A 20045-nucleotide genomic window follows, 5' to 3' on the forward strand; every position below is an offset into this window, starting at 1 on the left:
ACGGTACCAGTAAGAACCCGCGCCAGCGTCGTTGATCCCGATCGTGTATTCCTCATGGAAGTGCTTCTCTTGGCGGACCGAAAACAAGCGTGACGAATGGAGCCCGATCCCCTCGACGCTCAGGGGACGGAAGAGGCGAATATATTCTCTGCCATGATGGCTTTTGTGACTCATCTTCCTTCATCTCTCCCGAAACTTCCTGTCCATTCGAATACTGAATCGGTCGGCGCCCATTCGACGATACCAGAGAAAACGAGGCCCCGCGCACCAGCAAGACCGCTGGGCAAGAAAGGCAGCCAGGCCGTGAATCGTGTCGCTAGCTACATCCGCGGCGCCCCCGGGGACGATCTAGTGCGCGCCAGCGAAACGATGGCCTTTTGCTATGCGCTGATGCCTCTGGTACGTTGTGTTACTCCATTCTCGTCCACAGCACCGTGCCGCCACTCGCGATGTTCAGGCTGCTAAATCCGGTTGTGTGCGGCTTCACGGTAAGGCACTGACGAGAAACAGATCGTGCTTGCCGGCCCGTTCACCGACGATCACCAGCCGTGCGCCGTCAGGATGCCATTCCGGATAATCATCGCGCTCGACATGGACCGTGACGCGGCGCGGGGCCGATCCGTCGGCGTTCATGATGTAAATCTCGGCGTTGCCGTCGCGGTGGCTCGTGAAGGCGATTTTCTCTCCGTCAGGCGAAAAGCGCGGGCGGATATCTTGCAAGGGGCTGTCGGTCAGTCGCCGCGCGTCGGTACCGTCGGCGTTCATCCGATAAATCTCGAAGTTGCCGTCGCGGCTCGAGCCAAACACGATCGTTCGGCCATCAGGTGAGTACGACGGCCAGTTGTTAATCCCACGCGAATCGGTGAGCATCGTCCGATCCGTACCGTCGGGACGTCCCGAGTAGATTTGCTGAACTCCCTTCTCGGCGTAGGAAAATGCCACGCGAGAGTGATCCGGCGCAACGGCAGGACTGCGAAATCCACAGAATCCTTCGCCCGGCAAAAACTCGCCCAACTTGCCGCCCTGCCGATCGCACACCATAACGCTCACGTTCAGGGCGCTGCGTGTCTTGAGGAACGCATAGCACTCGTTGTCAGCAGACCAGGCCGGCTCGAATTCCGACGTCGCCGCATTGGGGTGCAGCGGTTCATTCGTGCCGTCGGCAAGCACCAGGCGGCGAATTTGGTACAAGCTGGGAGTCACCAACTCAGCAAATACGAGCTCGCGTCCACCGTCGCGGAACACAGGGCTGAACTTCAGTCGCCCGTCGAACGTCAGCCGCTCGGGTTCCGCCGACATCGTTATCGATGTCGCCGCCATCAACAGCGCACACAGAGGCGCGAAGAGCGGTCGCCTACAGCAGCTCATCGATCACTTTTCCATTGGCGAGTACGTTCATTTCGGCACGTGCCTGCGTGTCCATGCCCGCCAGGTGGGCAATCGTCGTCCCGACCATCAAGGGCGACACGATCTCGCCGCGCGGATGCTGACCTCGGGCGTCGCTGGTGCCGATCACGCGTCCCGGCTGCACCCCGCCGCCGGCCCAGATCGAAAAGTAACACTGGGGCCAGTGATCCCGCGCCGCGCGGCTGCTGATCTTCGGCGTTCGCCCAAATTCGCCCATCATCACGACCAGCGTGTCGTCGATCAGCCCCCGCTCGTAGAGATCATCCAAAAGTGCCGAGTAAGCGCGATCGAGGATGGGACAAAGCTGGTCCTGCAACAGCTCGAAATTGTAAATGTGCGTGTCCCAGCCGAACTCAAAACCAGGATTCAACGCCTCGACGTGGCGGCTGTAGTTCAATTGCACGTAAGAGACGCCCGCCTCGACCAGGCGGCGGGCCAGCAAACTGCTCTGGCCGAACGTGGTATAGCCGTAGCGGGCACGTGTCGCGTCCGATTCCCGCGTCAGATCGAACGCCTCGCGGGCCATCGGATCCAAGAGCAGATCGTAGGCCGACTGCATGTTCCGCGTCCAACCGCGCCCGCCATAACGTTCAGCCTGGCGCGAGGCGCTGTCGAGCTCAGCCATCAGGCGGCGCCGATCCTGAATACGTAAAGGATTCAGGCCGTCGAGCAATTGAAGCGCCGGCATCTCGACTTCGCCGGACTCCGAGCAGCCGACCATGAACGGATCATAGGCGCCCGAAAGCGTGCCGCCACCGTATCCTTCGATCCGCCGTGCGCCGTCCATCACGACGCCGCGCGCCACCGAGAAGAACGACGGCAACGTGCCACCTTGCCCGCGATGCTTGGCCACGATCGAACCGAAGTTGGGCTGTGGGGGCGCCGGCAGCTCGGCAAAACCGGTTAGCGCGACGGTGCCTGCGTCGGGATGGCCGCTGGCCGTCGTGGCGTGGCTGCGGATCAGCGAGAACCGGTCGCTGCGGCTGGCAATCTGCGGCACCAGCTCGGTAAAGAACACACCGGGCGTCCGCGTAGGAATGACGCCAAACGGCCCGCGGTATTCCCAGGGAGCTTCCGGCTTCGGATCGCACGTGTCGAGATGGCTCGGCGCGCCCCACAGAAAAACAAAGATGACCGATTTCGCCTTCGGGTTTTGCGAACCCCGAGCGACGCCGCCCGACATCGCAACCCCCAAGGGCAACGACGTCGCCGCTCGCAAAAACGACCGGCGGCTGATGCCACCGCAGGTTCGCGTTCGCATCGTGCCGACGTCGAGCATCGTGCGTCCTCGCGAGAAGGCGGGCCAGTAACGCGCGGGTCAGAAACAGGCGGGTTTGGGCGTGGCTCTCAGACTACTGCGCCGACAAGGCCGTCGTCCAGTGGCCGGGACCATCCGAAGCCCCGGAACGACAACGCACACCTCCGGTCACGGTGCCTGTCTCGGCGTCGGTGGACGGCTTGGGACCGTTCGACCTTGCGCCGTTGAGCCCAGGTTCAATCAGCTAATACGGATAAGATCGCGACGCGCCGCGGCATCGGGCTCGCTTACCACTCATCACGTCGCCCTCGGAGCACTTCGATCACTTCCCCAGCTTGATCTCGCGCTTGCCGCTGGAGTCGGCGGCAGCCCGGGCCATGCCGGCGGTGTTGAACTGCATCGAGATATGGCCGTCGTGGTCGACGGCGATCAAGCCGCCGGTGTCGGGTTCGAGCACCTTGTTGATCGCGTAGCTGACGGCGTCCTCAAGCGACAAGCCTTTGTAAGCCATCAGCGCCGACACGTGAAAGGCGATGCTCGAGCGGATGAAATACTCGCCCGTGCCGGTGCAGCTCACCGCGCACGTCGCGTTGTCGGCGTACGTGCCCGCGGTGAGAATGGGCGAATCGCCGACGCGTCCCCATTTCTTGTTGGTCAAACCGCCAGTCGAAGTGCCCGCCGCCAGATTGCCGTGCTTGTCGAGCACCACGCAGCCGACCGTTCCCTTGTGGGCTTGAGCGGCCCGCTTCTGCTTTTGCTTTTCGACCGCCTTGAGCCATTCTTGCCGCCGGGCCTCGGTGCTGAAATAACTGTTGGGCACGCGCTCGATCTGCGGCCGGTCGCGCATCTCGTCGGCAAATCGTTCCGCGCCCGCCCCGATCAACAGCACGTGCGGGGTTTCGGTCATCACCAGGCGGGCGAGGGAAATCGGATTCTTCACGGTCATCAAACCGGCCACGCCGCCACCTTTGTGCGTGGCGCCGTCCATGATCGACGCGTCGAGCTCGTGCATGCCGGCGCTATTGAAGACGGCGCCGCGTCCGGCGTTGAACACGGGATCGTCTTCCAGCACGCGGATCGTCTGTTCGACGGCGTCGAGGGAAGTGCTGCCGCCTGCCAGCAACTGGCGACCGACGTCGAGCGCCTTGCCGAGCGCTTCTTCAACTTGCCGCCGTTCCTCGGCAGGAATTCGATCCGGTTCGATTCCGGCCCCGCCGTGGATGGCAATCGCGAACTCAAGTTTTGGCATGGCTCGCTCGGCAGCGAAGAGGAGAGAAGTCGCCAGGCCCATGACCAGCGCCATGCCCGGCATGACAGCGGTTCGAAGGAAAGCGGTCATAAGTATCCCTGGGCAAGAGTCGTCCTGGTGGCCCGCAGACGGAATGCGCCCAGGGTAACGTCAGCCGGATCGCGGTGCCAGACGATCGTCGCGGCCCGCTGGCATTAATGCGGCGTGTGCAAGCGCAGGCGATGGCCGTCGATTTCGTAATCGCGGGCCGTAATCCCTACGGAGCGCAAGACGCGGGCGCTCCAAGTCGGCCATGGTGACCAGAGAGATCGCGTCGACGCGGATACGTCCATCGTGACCCACAGAAAAAGCATTGTCGCGCAGGCGATCGACAAGAACAGAAAGCGGACATGCAACGGGCCCTCGACCGAGCCCACGGATGGGAAGCGAGACAGCTTCTTTGCGCGGGCAGCCAGGATGGTCGGCGACTCGCCCGTCGCGGAACTGGCCAGATTCGACCGCACCCGACGGTTGTCGAACTCGGCCAGCGATAATAAAGAGCGCACCAAGGCCGCGGCCTCGCTCGAAGACCTCGCGGCGCGTGTGTCGCAGGCGAATTCTCGGGCGGCGCTGGCCTGCCGAACTGCCCACCACACGGCCGGATGAAACCACAAGGCCGCCTCCGCCAGGCGCTGAACGAACAACGACAAAGGATGCGCAAAAGACAAGTGCGCCAGTTCATGCCGGATGACGGCCGCGATTTCCTCCCCGGAAAATGTCAACACAGACTCAGGCAATACAATGACCGGCCGATGCCACTGCCAGCAAAAGGGAGTCAGGACGTCCGCCGTCTTTAGAAAGCGGATCGCCATTTCGCCGCCGGGCTCTTCGCCGGAGGCGCGCATCACGTCTCGCTCGCCCCACGGTTGTGGCAAATCCCGGGGACTGATCGCGGACGCGCGGCGCAAGAGCAGCCACGCCCGCACGATTCCCAACGCGAGCCGAGACAGCAATAACGTTGTGCCGGCGCACCACACGACCGCCAGCCAAGCGAGGAGGCCGGCATGTTCGGCAACTTGCATTCCCATCGCCGGGGCCACGACGCTGGCTGGCACGGGGAGCAAGCGGAGGTGTGGCAGAGCCAGGTCGCCGCAGCACAGCAATAACAGTGCCACGAAAGAAGCCGTCCACAACTGGTCGCGGGCGCGGTCCGAGCGACAGGCATAGCGGCCCAGTAGGGCGGCAGCCGACACCAACAGCGTGACTTGCAAAGACAGCGAGCAAACGGTTTCCAGCAGTCGTAGCGGCGTCATTTCTTCGGCTCCAAGTCGCGCAAGCTATCTTTAAGTGCCTGGATATCCTCCTGCGAGACGGACTCGTCGGCCATGAGATTCAGAACCAGCGAGGGCAACGACCCTCCGAATAGCACGTCACGCAGGTCACGGAGTAAATCGCGCGAGACCTCCTCGCGAGAGACGCGCGGCCGATAGACGAATGCGCGGCCACGCTTGGAGCGGTCAAGAACGCCTTTTTTTCGCTCGAGGATCCCAAGGCTGGTCATGACCGTGGTGTACGCCAGCGGTCGCGAAAGATTCGCGCACACATCATGGACGGTCACCTCGCCCAGACGCCACACGACGTCCATGATTTCCAATTCATATCTTGTGAGTTGCCTACCCGCCATTACAACCCCTGCAAATCATGAGCCATGGTCTATCGCGCGCGGCTGTCCGTCGCTGCGCGCACCCATTGTTTACCTTGCATCCTCACGGCGCTTGGCCAGTTTTCGATAAGTCTCACCGTCGACAGATTCCGAAATGGGGGCCACATGTCCATCGGCCCATAGAAAATTGGCACAGCCTGGATGCCGGCTGGAAAACTCCGTTTCGTCAGAGTCGGGGCGGTTGGGCGCGGTCATCGCACTACCCAAGACCCGGGCCCCGGCATCTTCGCCGGCGACGGCGAAGCCGATCCATGCCGATGCGCATTTGCTGGCAGTTCGCTCACCGACCAGCATCGTGTTGCTCAAGCCGCGCTCCAACTCGACCAGCCGAATGGGCCGCGTATTGATGAATGGTCCGTCGCCAATCGGCGTGGGCACATCGTCGGGAGCATTGGTGCCAAAGACACCAAGATAATTGCAGGATGCCAGCCACAATAGAATAACGTCCGACCGTTGGCCGCCATCGGCATGCAGCCCGGTCTCTTGATACAGCGCGAAAAGCGGTTCAACGATATCCGAGGGGCAAAGGAGCATTGGCATGGCAATCTGGCAGGCGGCCTGATTCGTTCTGCTATTCAGCGAACAGTGCAGATCGATGGCAGCGTGTACCTGGCTCGCTTCGCTGAATGGCAGCAGGTGTACCAGCCAGCCAAAGGCCGACTTGCCGGTTGTATCCAGTGTCCATCCCTGCGGCAGCGTCGCGCGGATTTCGGAATGCGCCTCGATTGCGAGGCCAATCTGGTGCAGGTTATTTGTGCATTGCGTACGCCACGCCGCATTGCGCGCTTCGTTAATCGCCGGAAGCAACAGCGCAGCGAGCAGCCCCAGAATGGCAACGGCCACGAGGAGCTCAAGAATCGTCAGCCCGTTCCGTCGCATCAAAAGGCGCGTAAGTGAAGTGCTAGCGTTACCCGATTTCATAGTCCGGCCCACTGCTGCGCACTGCGGAACTCGCTGGACAGACTAGCGATAGCGCCGGTTTCGCACAATCCGTGGTAGCACTGGATCGGCCCAGCCATTGCAAGCCATGGCGCAAATGTTAGCGGCCGGTTAGCCGTCCCAGGGGAAGACGAGTGAGTACGGCGTGCGGTGCGACCTGCGGCCCCCAAGAGAAAATCGAAATGATTTGCCTTCTTCCGGATGCCGTGCTGTGCGGCACGCGGCGCAGCATAAACGCGAAAAGGCGGAACGCGGCTTGAGGGCCGCGTCCCGCCGAGAGTTCTTCATCGCGATCGCGAAGCTAGGCCTTGCGGCGGCGGTACTTGACGATACCGGCACCAAGAACGCCCAGGCCGGCCAACACAAAGGTGCTGGGTTCGGGCGTGGGGACCGTGGCGACGCCACGGAACTGGTCGAACCCGCTGTTGCCGACGATGTGCGTGAACGAATTCGCCGGAATAGCGCCGTTGTAGCCCGTCTTGTCCACGTAGGTGTAGATGCCGTTCTGGCCCGATACGGTGATGTCAACCCAGTTCGGGTTCGTCGGATCCTGCACGGCAATCAACCCGGTGGGATTCGACACGTTGTCGGCACCGGCGGCGAGCGGCACGTTGGTCTGATTGACCCAAGAGGTCCCGTTGAAATAGTACTTGGTGATACCGGCTGTGCTCTGGTCCCCAATGGTGTACAGGACGTTCAGACCGTTCTGCGTGTTGGGGTTGCCCGGCACGTTCAGCAGCGCCAAGGCCGAGGCCGACTGTCCGCCCGGATAGTTGCCCAACTGCGTGTTGTTGCTCAGCGAGTTGCCCAGATTCGTGGTGGGCAGGCCGGTGCTGATCTGGTAGGGGCCGTGATTGCCAACCGAGCTCGAGCCCGTGCCGCCGTACAACTGCCCGTTCACCGCGATCACATCGCGCCAATCGGCGAACCCTTCCACGGTGGTCGTGGTCGCGCTGGGACCGGTGCCGCTCACGTAGGCCAAACCGCCGTTGGAGGTCGCGCCGGTGGCCGAATACTTACCGAAAGTCCAGAACTGGTTGCCATCGGTCGTGAAAGCACCACGAATGTACGGATTCGCGCTTCCGGCGCCGTACGAGTTGACAACCGTCGACGTATCGAGCGAGCTGGCCGTCAGCGAGATCTTGCCGGCCAATTTGCCGACCGAAGCGTCAATGTTGGCGTCCGACGAACCGACCGTCGAATTGTAGCCAGCAAACGCCAGCCACTTGCCATCCGTCGACAGGTTTAACACACCCTGATGCTGATTGTCACCGCTGCCAGGCAGCGTGAACGCGCCCGCGCCCGTCGAGGGGATGCTAACGGTGCCGACGTACGTACCCGAGGGGGTGTACTCGTCGAGGTAGACCGGAACTTGGTTCGTGACACTGCTGCTGTCGGCGTTGGTGGCATCACCCGTGCGCATGACAACCAGATCGCCCGGAGTGAAGCTCGAAATCGGGGTGAAGCTCGTCGTCACGGTTTGACCGTGCGCGACCGTGGCGACAACCAGCAAGCTTGCCGCGGCGGCGGCGTGCATCGCAAGCCTGTTGAGCAGGCCGACCAGACTCATTCTCATTAGTCTCTCGCTTTCGTAGTGGAGTGTCAGAAAGTCGCAACGCGAAACCAGCGTTCTTCGCTGCTCATTGGCCGGGCACTGTAGGCAACGAATATTAGGAGCGGATTACTGCCGCGTTATTTCCGCAAGTGATTTGCATGAGCCGAGATAGACTACGACCGTAGTACGGAGTTGTAGTAGTTCGACGCATTGCGGTGCGTGCTATGGACCACCACTCGAATCAACCTGTCGCAGCACTTGTCGTGCGACGGTTGCGGCGTGACGAAACCGCCTTATTGCTCGTGACGCACAGCAGTTTCTTGCAGTGGCGAAACAACTATGCTCATCGTGCGCGCATGATCGCTGCACTTTGATCCAACTATGCGCATAGTAAAACGACCGCATCGCCCAATTCACATGCGCGGCTAATCAACCGCAAATATGCCAGCGCTAGAATTCGCCACTCGTCACGGGCGAGATGGATTCGCGGGCTTGGATGGAATGACGCGCTCGGTCTCACGTGGAGTTCCAATTCCCGACACGTTGACCTGTTCGCCCATTGGCGTGCGTCGTTGCGCCAGCGAAGCACTGGCTGCGCACCGCCGATTCAATTCACCAACGGAATGGAGGAAGGGCCTTGTTGTCACGCAAACCAGTACTTGCAGCCGTGCTTGCCGTCACTGCCTGGTCCACGTCCGTGCCCTTCGTGATGGCGCAGAACACGCCGATCACAAGCTTCACGCCAGGTGACCTGGTCGTCATGCGCGGCGGTGACACGACACATTCGCAGCAGGACTACAGCATCGGCGAAGTGCCCGCCTATCTCGACGAATACACCCCGGCGGGAACGTATGTGGGCACGTACGCCATTCCCACGTCGGTGATGACGTTGCCCGGCATCGGGCTCAATAGCCACGAAGGGCATCTGAACGTCTCGGGCAACGGCCAGGACATCGATTTCGCCGGTTATCAGCAAGCCGTCGACCCCAGTACGCCACGCGTGACCGACGGCAGCGGCACGGGCGATTACTACCAGGTCGGCCAGGTGTCGCTGGGCGGCACGTTCACGCACACGGCGCTTGATACTTCGCAGGCATTTCCTCAGTTCATCCGTGCGGCGTATTCCGTGGACGGTACGCAAATGTGGGTTGCCAGCAAATACAACGGACCGACGGCGAACGGCTTCGGCGGCGGATTGGAATACATCGCGAACTTCGGCACGGCCACGGCCCACACCACGGCTCTGCAAGGCGGCACCGACTGGCGAACCGTGCAGGTTGTCGGCGGACAACTGTACGGCGGCACCGGCTCGAGCTCCGTGGGCGCGCATGGCTTTTATGCGATCGGCCAGGGCGCGCCGACGACGCCCCTTCCGGCTAACACTCTGCTATCGCCGATCGGGAACAATTCCGTGACGGCATTCAGCTTCACGACGTTGCCCGGCTCGCAGCCGATCAATGGCGTTGCCGGCACGCCGAACGTGGTCTATGTGACCGGCGATCCCTCCGGTACCGCATACCTGGGCAAGCTCTACTCGCCCGGCGGCACGCCGCTCGGCGCCAGTAACCTTACGTTCGCATCGACCGCGAATTTCTCGGGGCTCGGCACGCCCGAGGGCTTGTCGGTGCGTATCGATCCCACGAACAGCTCGTGGGTGGATATCTTTCTGCAAACGACGACCGGCGTCTATTCGGCGATCGACAAGAGCGGAGCGTCGAACGCTGGTTTTGGATCATTGCAATTCACGCAGATCGTGAGCAGCACCAGCGACACGAGCTTTTACGGTTTGGCGTTGATTCCGACCGCCGCGCAAGTGCTCGTCGGCGACGTCAATCTGGATGGCATCGTCAACAGTCAGGACCTGGCGCTTATCTCGAGCAATTGGCTCGCAAGCGGAGCCAACGAGGAAGGCGACGTCAACCACGATGGCATCGTCAACAGTCAGGACCTGGCCTTGGTGTCGTCGAACTGGCTGGCCACGGCCCCGGGCGGCAGCGGAAACGCGGCAGCCGTTCCGGAGCCGGGAACGTTTGTCTTGGCGATCATGGCGCTGCTCGGGTGGCAATTCGGCCGCCGACGTTTTGTCGTAACGCGGCCGGCCGCGCCAGGCGGCTGAATGACCACACCTCTCATGCACGAAATGCTTTGCAAGGATCGCATGGCTCGCACCGCTTCGACGCGTGACGATTTTCGTACAACCGCCTGCCGAGCTTGGCCGGCTGGTTTCACGCTGGTCGAACTGTTGGTCGTGATCGCGATCATCGGGATCCTGATCGGCCTTTTGCTGCCCGCGGTGCAAGCGGCGCGCGAATCGGCCCGCCGCGCCCAATGCACCAACAATCTGCGGCAGATGGGAATCGCGCTGCACAATCAATTGAGCCGCCTGAACAGTTTCCCGTGCGGCGTACCCAATGCCGCCAAGAACAAATGGATCACCGGTGGAACGCAAGCCGGCGCCGTTTGTCAGGGACCCAATTGGGCCAGCATGATCGCGGGCGACATGGAGGACGCCCACACGATGCAGGATCTCGAAGCCTGTATGGCAATACAGTACAGCGGGTGTGACGATTGCTCGCACCCCGCTTCGTACATTGGTGGCCCCGACTACTTTGACGCCATCGGCGAAACCACGCCGTCCTACCGACTGTGCCCCAGCGCGGAGCCCTGCGAGACGGAGTTCGGGCCGGTTTGGAGCCTGGAAGGGCTGGGCAAAGGGAATTATGCCGGCAACTGGGGCTCGGCCGATTACAACTCGTACCAGGACAGTACCAAGGCCGGCGTCTTTGGCGTTGTCGATATAGGTAACTTTGTGACGCAGAACGATCCGCGCTGCCTGGGCATCTGGAAGATGGGATATGGCCGCGGCACGAAAGCCACGGATATTATCGATGGCCTGTCGAACACGCTGATGGTCAGCGAGGTGTTGGGCTACGAGAGCTATCGCGATATCCGTGGCTGCTGGGCCGCCAATTCCATGGGTTCGTCGATCTTCACCGCCATGACGACCCCCAACTCGAAAACCAACGACATCATTCCAATGTGCGAGCCCAATATTCCCGATGGCCACCCGCTGAAATGTAAACAAGATCAATCCGACGGACTCGTGAACGCTGCGGCGCGCAGCATGCACCCCAGCGGTGTGGTGACGCTGTTCGCCGATGGATCAGGCCGCTTCACAGCCGATTCGATTGATCCGACGGTGTGGGCTGCCTTGTCGACACGAGCGGGCGGAGACCTGGCCGCGGGCCAGCAATAGCGCCGCGCCACTCTGTGCCGCATTCGGAGGAGCGCGTCTCTATCGATGACGATTCGATCATTGGGCCTATCCGAGGACACCGTGTCGACGCGGCAAGGTATGGCTGTGCGAGGCGCCGCCCTTTGCGCGGCGGCTTGTCTTCTGCTCAGTGGTTGCTCGAAGAAGCCCGCGCCGCAACCGAACATGAACCCGTTGGCCAGACCCGTCCAACGACTGGCCGACGCTGCAAATACCCGCAAGCACTTTGAGCAAATGTTCGCCGGGACGGTTCCGTCTGAGAAGGAGCGGAAGCGCTACGCGGAAGGAATGTACATCGTCAAGGAGATTCGCCAGACCTCCGAGACCGAGGGCGAGCTGCGCGTTGACGTGCTCGACGGGGCCGGCAACTCGCGTGGCGAAATGACCTGGACCGTGGTGCAAGAGGAAGGTCGTTGGAAGCTCAAGGCAGCCCCCTTGCCTTGAGGGGCGCAATGCCCAGCCTCTCTGCGGGCGTTTGTTCCGAGCGCCGTGGGCTTTTCACAGCTATCACACTTTGTCGCTGCCGCGCCGCGGCGATGCTAGCACGCTTGTGCCGGGCGCCGGCGCGAATTCGCCTTGTCCGATGCGCGGCCTTTCGACACAATCCGGCCCGCTAAGCGGCACATGAAGTCGTTGCACTTGCCGAACGTCAAGACAGCGCAGCGCTGCCCCGCGGCAGTCGTCCGGCGACGATTCGTGCTGCATTCCACACAAGGAGGTCTCCATGTTTCGTTCGATTGTCTTCCTCGGCATCATCGGCGCGGTTCTCGTGGGCGCCGGCATTCTGCACGTCAACTGGAACAACAGCACCGAAAGCGCCACGATCTCACTCGATAAGGATAAGGCCAAGCAGGCAGCGGTGAAGCTCCTGGACGAGGCCAAGGTGCTGGAAGCTAACCTGCAAAACAACCAGGCGCCGGCCACCAAATAACGGCGCGGACCAGCATCGGAAGCCGTCGCTCTGAACTCGGGCCGGCCGGTCCAAATAACCGGTAATGCAGCAGGCGTGCGCGCCGTGGGCCGGCGCTCACGGCGAATCGGTTATCGGGCCGAATATGCGGGTTGTTCCGGGGTCATGGGACCCCTTGCCGAAAGGTAATCTTCCCCGCCGCGCCCCCAGTTCCGTGCGGCAATTTGTCCCACCCGCCGGCCAATTGCACCTGTTTTCAACGTCCGCATCCGTGCAGAAATGGTTGCGGCGGCGTGGGCTAGATTTGCATACATTGCGTAAATGTAGGGAGGAAGCGAGGATAGGCGTCAACAAACGAGTCGAGTTGCAACTCTAGCTGCCATGACGACCGATTCTCGCATCAGTGAGCTGATCGCCCGCTGGGAAGCGCTCAACTTCCAGGGGCAGAATGTCAGCATCGAGCAACTGTGCGGCGACTGTCCGGAACTGGCGGACGAGCTGCGCAAGCACGTGGCCCAACTCGCGGCGCCATCGGCGCAGGTCAATGAGACGCTGGCCGAGGATTTGACCGCCGGCTCGACGCCTTCGGCAAAGCTGCCCGCCCCTCCGACGCCCGGCGGTGGTCGTTACCCCAACCTGCCCGGCTACGAAATCGTTAGCGAGTTGGGGCGCGGCGGGATGGGCGTCGTCTACAAGGCGCGGCAGATCAAGCTGAACCGGCCGGTCGCCATCAAAACGATCATCTCCGGCGCCCACGCCGGCGCGCGCGAGCGGGCGCGGTTCGCGGCCGAAGCCGAATCGGTCGCCCGATTGCAGCATCCCAACATCGTGCAGATCTACGACGTTGGCGAGCACGACAGCGCTCCGTACTTTTCCATGGAGTTCGTCGACGGCCCCAGTCTGCATCGCCGGCTGCAAGGTCAGCCCGTCGATGAGACCACGGCAGCTACGGTGCTGGAAACCATTGCCTTGGCGATCCAATACGCGCACGAGCGCGGGATCGTGCATCGCGACCTGAAGCCCGCCAACATCTTGATGGCTGGCCCCGAGGACGCGCCGCTGCGCGACTGCATTCCGAAGCTGACCGATTTCGGCCTCGCGCGCCAGTTGGAAGAAGACGTGCGCTTGACGCAGACCGGTGTCGTCCTGGGCACGCCGTGTTACATGGCGCCCGAGCAAGTCGAGAACCCGACGGCCGACATCAAGCCGGCGGTTGATATCTATGGGCTGGGCGCGTTGTTGTACGAAATGCTGACGGGTCGGCCGCCGTTTTCGGCCGCATCGAATTTCGAAACAATGCGGCTCGTCGTGACCGAGGATCCGGTGCGCCCGAGCCTCTTGCGGCCTTCGGTGCCGCGGGCGCTGGAGCGCATTTGCCTGAAATGCCTGGCGAAACACCCGGAAGATCGATACGCAAGCGCCCAGGCCTTGGCAGACGATTTGGCCCTGTTCCTGGACGGCGAACGTCCCACGGCAGAGAACGAGCGGCAGAGCGTCATTCGCCGCCGCTCGCAACGAAGAACGACCCCGGCCGGTACCAAGCGCAACGCGCCCTGGCTTACGCGTCACTGGCAACTGGTGACCAATCTGCTGCTGGTCGCGATTGTGTCCGGAATGGTCCTGGCCGGTTATTGGCACCTGCGCCGCGAAAGCACTGAGTCGGCCGAAGCCGACGTCGCTGCGTCACTGCCCGCGGTGCCGCCCGCACCTCCCATCAAAGTCGGCATTCTGCATTCTTTGACCGGCACGATGGCTATCAGCGAACAGGCGGTGGTCGACACGTGCCTGCTGGCCATTGACGAAATCAATGAGCAGGGGGGCCTGTTGGGGCGCAAGATCGAGCCGATCGTGCGCGATGGCCGCTCCGATCCGCCCACGTTTGCGCGCGAAGCCGAACGGCTGCTCGCCGAAGATAAAGTCTCGGTGGTCTTCGGCTGTTGGACGTCAGCCGCACGCAAGACGGTACTGCCGATCTTCGAAAAGCATGACAGTCTGCTTGTTTACCCTGTCGAGTTCGAGGGTTTGGAGCAAAGTCCGAACATTCTCTACATCGGTCCGGCGCCGAACCAGCAGATCATTCCGGCCGTGAAGTGGTGCTACGCCTTCCTCGATCCGCCGGCGCGACGATTCTTCCTGGTCGGTTCGGACTATGTCTTTCCGCACGTGGCCAACGCGATCATCCGTGACGAGTTGAAAGGTATGGGGGGCGAGGTGGTCGGCGAAGCGTACATTCCGCTGGGGAGCAGCGACGTTGCCGCCGTAATTCAGGAAATTCGCGATGCCAAGCCCGATGTCGTGCTGAACACGGTCAACGGCGACAGCAATATCGCGTTGTTTCGCGGCCTGTTCCTAAGCGGCCTGCGCCCTGACAAACTGCCGGTTCTTTCGTTTTCGGTCGGCGAGCCGGAACTGCGCAACATGCAGTTGGAGGACGTGATCGGCGACTACGCGGCGCGCAACTATTTCCAGACAATTGATTATCGCGAAAATCAGGAGTTTTTGCAGCGGTTCTGGGCTCGGTATGGCCGCCAACGCGTCGTCAGCGATGCTATGGAATCGGGCTACGTTGGCGTTCACCTGTGGGCCAAGGCCGTGCAAAAGGCCCAGAGCGACGATCCGGTCAAGGTGCGCCAATCGCTGCGCGGACTGGAATATGATGGACCGGGCGGCCCCATATTCGTCGACCCGGTACTGCTGAATACTCACCGCACGACACGCATCGGCCGCGTGCGTCCTGACGGGCTGTTCGATATCGTGGCCAGCTCCGGTAGCGCCGTCGCCCCGATCATCTTTCCCAAGTCGCGGACGCCGGCCGAGTGGGAATCGCTCCTCGAATCGCTCTACAAAAAATGGGGCAACAGTTGGAGCGGGCCGCGGAGCGAGTGAGGCCGGTCGTCGCATTTCGCCGATTTTGCGCTGGAAATTGAGCCAGCCCCTTTGCTAGGTTGCAACTTCAGCCGGCGAGACCATCGCTGAGCTCGGTCACCACAAGTTGACCGGGGTATCTGCAGAGCTCGATCAGGACAGCGAGTATCCAAAAGAGCCCACGGCCGTATCCGCGCTTTCGCATGCGCGGGCGGATGTGGGCTCTTTTTTTGTGCCCGCCGCATCGGAGAGAATTTTGAGAATTAGCAACTCTAAATCCGCCCCCGGGCGAATCAAAGCTCACCCCATCCGCGTGGGTCGGGCATGCCCGGCAGGCTGGCGCGCAAGCGCTTCATGCCGCGTAGCCAGCGGTCGTAGTCGTCGGCCTTGCGACGGAAGAATTCGGCCACCTCGGGATGCGGCAGAATCAAGAATTGTTCGGCCGCGAGCCCCTTCACCACGGCATCGGCGACCTGCTCGGCGTCGATCGCTCCTTCGCGCAGAAACACGGCGATCGGATCCTCGGTCGACATCAGCATGTTGGTCCGCACGCCCAGAGGGCACAGGCATGACACTTTGATCCCCGCGTCGCCGTAGGTGATCGCCAGCCAATCGGCCAGGCCGACGGCGGCATGCTTCGTCGCTGAATACGGCGCCGAACTCATTTGCGTCAGCAGCCCGGCCGCCGAGGCCGTTTGCAGCAAGTACCCTCGCCCGCGCGCAAGCATGCCGGGCAGCACTGCCCGCGCAGCGTACACGTGCGCCATGACGTTCACTTGCCAGATGCGCTGCCAGGCCTCGTCCGGGGCGTCGATCCCGCCGCCGGTCTCGATGCCGGCGTTCGAACAGAACAGATCGATCGGCCCGAACTTCTTCGTGGCTTGTTCGACGAGCGAAACAAGCTCGCCGGGCACGCTGACGTCGGTGCGCACGGCCAGCCCGCCGATTTCGCCTGCTACTTCGCGCGTGGCCGCATCATCGAGATCGGCCACGACGATTCCCTTGGCTCCCTCGGCGGCAAAGCGCCTGCACAGTGCCCGGCCGATGCCATTGCCTCCGCCGGTCACGACGATTACCTGGTCTTTGATCTGCATGTGCGTGCGCGTAATTGAAGGGAACGAGACCAGCCGCGGGACTGGACAAGAAGAAGAGACGCTCAACCCCGGGGTCTAGGCTATCGGCGTGCCGCGCACGAGTCCAGACGCCGGTACCAGTGAGACATCGCAGCCTCAGACGGCGCGTTCAGATGCCTTCGATCCGACCGGTCGAGTCGCCCAACTGCTCGGCGTGGGCGTCGACCCGATCGAGCAGCGAGAGCCACAAATTATTGAGCGGTGTTTCTTTTTCGAACTCCAGGTGCCGGCCACTCTGAATGGTGCCACCGGCCCGGCCGGCGACCAGGATCGGCAGCTTGTCGTGATTGTGGGCGTTGCCGTCTCCGAGGCCGCTGCCGTAGGCGATCATCGCCTGGTCCAGAAGCGTGGTGTCCCCCTCGCGGACCGATTTCAGTCGGTCGAGCAAGTAGGCCAGGTTCTTGGTGTGAAACTGATTGATCAGGCTGATCTTGGCCTGCTTTTTCTCGTCGCCGCCGTGGTGTGACAGATCGTGATGCCCCTCGGGCACGCCGATGAACGAGTAGCTGCGGTTGCTGCCGTCGTTGCCGAACATGAACGTGGCGACGCGCGTCAAGTCGGCCTGGAACGCCAGCACCAACAGGTCGCTCATCAGCCGCAGATGCTCGGCATGATCCTGCGGGATACCGTCGGGCCGCTCGTAGCTGGGCAATTCTCGGCGGGCTGATTTCTCGGCGTGCGTGATCCGTCCCTCGACTTCGCGCACCGCCGTCAAGTATTCGTCCAACTTTCGCTGGTCGGTGGCGCCGAGTTTCTTCTTCAATCGGCTGGCATCGTCGCGCACGAAATCGAGCACGCTCTTCTCATATTTCGCGCGGGTGGCGCGAGCCTGATCACTCTCGACGCTGGTGCCCGCGCCGAACAGGCGCTCGAAAACCAGCCGAGGATCGATTTCCTTTGGATTGGGCTGCGTCGCCGATCGCCACGAAACGTTCGACGAGTACGCGCAGCTGTAGCCCGAGTCGCAATTGCCCGACTGCGCGCCGCGGTCGACACCTAACTCGAGAGAAGGAAACCTTGTACGGTGCCCGACCAGTTGGGCGGCAACCTGGTCGGCCGAAATGCCGAGCCGAATGTTGGCTCCGTTCGTTTTAAAGGCCTGGCAGCCGGTCAAAAAGCTCGACAGCGCCCGGGCGTGATCTCCCGGCCCGTCGCCATTGGGGCGTCCTTTGTCCTGCGCTAGTCCGCTGAAGACGGTGAGGTAGCTCTTGTGTTCCGCCAGAGGGGCGAGAATCGGCGGCAGGTCAAAATCCGCGCCCGTGGCCTTCGGCTTCCAATCGGGGATGTGTACGCCGTTGGGAACGTACAGGAATGCCAGTCGTCTTGGCAGCACGGCCAGAGCCTCGCTCTCGGCTCGTGCCCGAACCGGCAGCATGCAATCGAACATCGGCAGCGCGAGCGCCGTGCCTAGCCCCTTCAAGACCGTTCGTCGCGAGACATGTCTGCGCTCGTTCATCATTCGGCTCCTCGCGCGCGTCGCATTTGAAACGGTTGGCTGCGAACGATTTCCAGCACCAAGGCTGAGAACTTGTAGTCCTGCGATTTCAGCCGCTCGGCGATATCGGCCACGGTCTGGGTATCATAAGCTTCCAGTCCGCGCCCTAGGGCGTAGGTTAGCATTTTCCGCACCAGGCTGCGAGCGAACAATTCGGGACGTGCCGCGAGCAAAGCCCGCAATTCCGTTGCCCCCGAAAAAGTTTTCCCGCCCGGCAGAACCCCCGACGGATCGATCGGATGATCCTCGTCCTGATCGCGCCAGGCACCGATGGCGTCGAAGTTTTCGAAGGCAAAGCCCAACGGGTCCATGCGCGCGTGGCACACGGCGCAAGAGGCGTTCGCCCGATGCTGCTCCATCTTCTGCCGCAGTGTCCCTTCGAGCTTTACCTGCTCCAGTTCTTGCACGCCGGGGGGCGGCGGTGGCGGCGGTGTGCCAAGAATCTGTTCCATGATCCACTTGCCGCGCTTCACCGGCGAAGTGCGCGTGGGATTCGAGGTCACCATCAGCACGCTGGCCTGCGTCAGCACGCCGCCGCGTCGACGGTCGGTCAATTGCACCCGCCGGAACTCATCTCCTTCGATCCCTTCGATGCCGTAGTGTTTCGCCAGCCGTTCGTTCAAGAACGTGTAGTCGGCGTCGAGCAAATCGACGATGCTGCGATCCTCGCGCATCACCGACGCGAAGAACAACTCGGTTTCCTTGCGCATCGCCGTTCGCAAGAACTCGTCGAACCCCTTGAAGCGCTTGCGGTCGGGCGAGGCGATGCTCAGGTTGCGGATCTGCAGCCACTGTCCGGCAAAATTCTCAACAAGCTGTTGCGAGCGCGGATCGGCAATCATCCGCCGCACCTGCGCGGCCAGCACTTCGTCGTTCGAGAGCCCTCCTTGCTCGGCCAGCCGGAACAATTCTTCGTCCGGCATGCTGCTCCACAAGAAATACGAAAGCCGCGCGGCCAACTGGTGATTGTCGATCTGCTGCACCAGGGCCTCATCACTGGTATCGGCATCGAGTTCGACGCGAAACAGGAAATGAGGCGACACGAGCGCCGCCTGCACTGCCAGGCGGATGGCCCGCTCGAACGAGTCGCCGCTGTCGCGCGCCAGCCGCACCAGTTCCATCAATCGGTCGACTTCCTCGGCGGCGACCGGGCGGCGATACGCGCGCGAGGCAAACCGCGTAAGGATCTCCTCGGCACAAGCTTCTTCATCGCCGGCCGGTGTGCGGACGATCAATTGCCGATGGGACGGCGGTGCAAGTACCTCGCCATGGGGACCGTCGATTTCCAATGATTCGACGATCAGGTTGCGATCGCGACGCGTTTCGTCGGGGTTCTCGGGATCGACGAAGTTGTTCAAAAAGGCGGCCGCGATGCGTCGCTTGCCGGTCGCGATATGTGTTCGCGCCTCGTACAGGCCGGGGCTGCCGGCCACCGCCAAAACCTCAAAAGTCGCCAGGTCCTTGCCATCGAGCCGCAGCGCCATGCGCGCCGGCTCATCGCCGGCCTGCTCGGCATGGGCGCGGCAGCGAATGATGTAATCCGCTTCGGCCAGGAACTCGCGCTCGACGTAGACATCTCCTTCTTTTTCCAAGCGGCCGCTGGCCACGCCTTTACGACCGCGCTGACCGGAGATCAATTGACCTTCGGCGAACTTGCGAATCTCGGGCTTTGGCGGCCATGGGTCGACAATGGCCCGGGCCGCGATCTTATCTGCCGCCGCCAGGTACTTTTCCAGCAGGATCGGCGGTAGCGAGAGCACGTCGCCAATGTTGTCGAAGCCGTACCCCACGTCATCTGACGGGAAATCGTCGGCAGGCTGAAAGTCGACGCCGACCAGGTCGCGCACCGTGTTGTTGTATTCGATGCGATTCAGACGGCGGATGGTCACTCGGCCGGGATCGCGCACGCCGCTGCCGCCGAGATTGGCCAGTCGAGTACCGATCCAGGCATTGATGCTGGCCACTTCGTCCAAGGTTGGCTGCGGCTGGTCGTCCGGAGGCATGATGCCCGCCTCGAGATACTCGACCACGTGGGACCAGCGCTCGCGGTTGCCGGCGATCGCGCTTTCGTCCTTGATGATGTCGAATGCCAGGTCCGCCTCGGGGGCTTCGCCGCTGTGGCAGTCAATGCAGTACTTTTGCAGAAACGGCTGCAGCCGCTCGGCAAAGAATGCCTCCTGCCCCTGAACCGAATCTCCGGTCGTGAGCCATGCGATACACAACGCCACCGTCGCACGGAGCCAAAAGGTCATCGCTGG

15 protein-coding genes are annotated in these 20045 nt (G+C 62.2%); 5 read left to right on the forward strand and 10 right to left on the reverse strand.

Going from position 1 to position 20045, the window contains the following annotated elements; genetic code table 11:
- Nucleotides 1–483 precede the first annotated feature (483 nt).
- The 7 genes from VHD36_02515 to VHD36_02545 all read right to left on the reverse strand — a co-directional run bounded on the left by VHD36_02515 (nt 484) and on the right by VHD36_02545 (nt 8131).
- Nucleotides 484–1299 (reverse strand): hypothetical protein, encoded by an 816-nt coding sequence (locus tag VHD36_02515; GenBank protein ID HVU86165.1) that lies wholly within the window; start codon nt 1297–1299, stop codon nt 484–486.
- 55 nt (nt 1300–1354) lie between these two features.
- Nucleotides 1355–2686 carry a DUF1501 domain-containing protein gene (locus tag VHD36_02520; protein HVU86166.1) on the reverse strand — a complete coding sequence of 444 codons (1332 nt, stop codon included), beginning with the start codon at nt 2684–2686 and terminating at the stop codon, nt 1355–1357.
- A gap of 301 nt (nt 2687–2987) precedes the next feature.
- Complete coding sequence (locus tag VHD36_02525; protein HVU86167.1) at nt 2988–4004, reverse strand: isoaspartyl peptidase/L-asparaginase; 1017 nt, start codon at nt 4002–4004, stop codon at nt 2988–2990.
- Nucleotides 4005–4108: 104 nt separating this feature from the next.
- A complete protein-coding gene (locus VHD36_02530; protein HVU86168.1) occupies nt 4109–5206 on the reverse strand; it encodes a M56 family metallopeptidase in 1098 nt (365 codons plus the stop codon).
- The gene (locus VHD36_02535) at nt 5203–5577 is read right to left on the reverse strand and encodes a BlaI/MecI/CopY family transcriptional regulator (GenBank protein HVU86169.1); all 375 of its coding nucleotides are present in this window, start codon (nt 5575–5577) and stop codon (nt 5203–5205) included. Before VHD36_02535 ends, VHD36_02530 begins: the two co-directional genes overlap by 4 nt.
- A gap of 69 nt (nt 5578–5646) precedes the next feature.
- Nucleotides 5647–6495, reverse strand: a complete 849-nt coding sequence (locus VHD36_02540) for a DUF1559 domain-containing protein (protein ID HVU86170.1) — start codon at nt 6493–6495, stop codon at nt 5647–5649.
- 361 nt (nt 6496–6856) lie between these two features.
- Entirely contained in the window at nt 6857–8131 is a 1275-nt protein-coding gene (locus VHD36_02545; protein ID HVU86171.1) for a PEP-CTERM sorting domain-containing protein, read from the reverse strand.
- 619 nt (nt 8132–8750) lie between these two features.
- Between VHD36_02545 and VHD36_02550 the strand changes: the two genes are divergently transcribed.
- The 5 genes from VHD36_02550 (at nt 8751) to VHD36_02570 (ending at nt 15180) form a co-directional block, all read left to right on the forward strand.
- Complete coding sequence (locus VHD36_02550; GenBank protein HVU86172.1) at nt 8751–10226, forward strand: dockerin type I domain-containing protein; 1476 nt, start codon at nt 8751–8753, stop codon at nt 10224–10226.
- Complete coding sequence (locus VHD36_02555; GenBank protein ID HVU86173.1) at nt 10227–11366, forward strand: DUF1559 domain-containing protein; 1140 nt, start codon at nt 10227–10229, stop codon at nt 11364–11366.
- Nucleotides 11367–11411: 45 nt separating this feature from the next.
- Complete coding sequence (locus VHD36_02560; GenBank protein HVU86174.1) at nt 11412–11828, forward strand: hypothetical protein; 417 nt, start codon at nt 11412–11414, stop codon at nt 11826–11828.
- A gap of 280 nt (nt 11829–12108) precedes the next feature.
- Nucleotides 12109–12315, forward strand: a complete 207-nt coding sequence (locus VHD36_02565) for a hypothetical protein (protein HVU86175.1) — start codon at nt 12109–12111, stop codon at nt 12313–12315.
- A 360-nt stretch (nt 12316–12675) separates the two neighbouring features.
- On the forward strand, nt 12676–15180 hold the full coding sequence (locus VHD36_02570; GenBank protein HVU86176.1) for a transporter substrate-binding protein: 2505 nt from the start codon (nt 12676–12678) through the stop codon (nt 15178–15180).
- 272 nt (nt 15181–15452) lie between these two features.
- Here the strand turns inward: VHD36_02570 and VHD36_02575 are convergent, their stop codons facing one another.
- From VHD36_02575 to VHD36_02585, 3 genes are all read right to left on the reverse strand, one after another.
- Entirely contained in the window at nt 15453–16253 is an 801-nt protein-coding gene (locus VHD36_02575) for an SDR family NAD(P)-dependent oxidoreductase (protein HVU86177.1), read from the reverse strand.
- Between the two features lie 148 nt (nt 16254–16401).
- Nucleotides 16402–17748, reverse strand: coding sequence for a DUF1552 domain-containing protein (locus VHD36_02580; protein ID HVU86178.1), 1347 nt, complete (start codon nt 17746–17748; stop codon nt 16402–16404).
- A complete protein-coding gene (locus VHD36_02585) occupies nt 17748–20039 on the reverse strand; it encodes a DUF1592 domain-containing protein (GenBank protein HVU86179.1) in 2292 nt (763 codons plus the stop codon). Before VHD36_02585 ends, VHD36_02580 begins: the two co-directional genes overlap by 1 nt.
- Nucleotides 20040–20045 lie beyond the last annotated feature (6 nt).

The sequence above is a fragment of the Pirellulales bacterium genome, from assembly GCA_035546535.1.
Classification (GTDB): domain Bacteria; phylum Planctomycetota; class Planctomycetia; order Pirellulales; family JACPPG01; genus JACPPG01.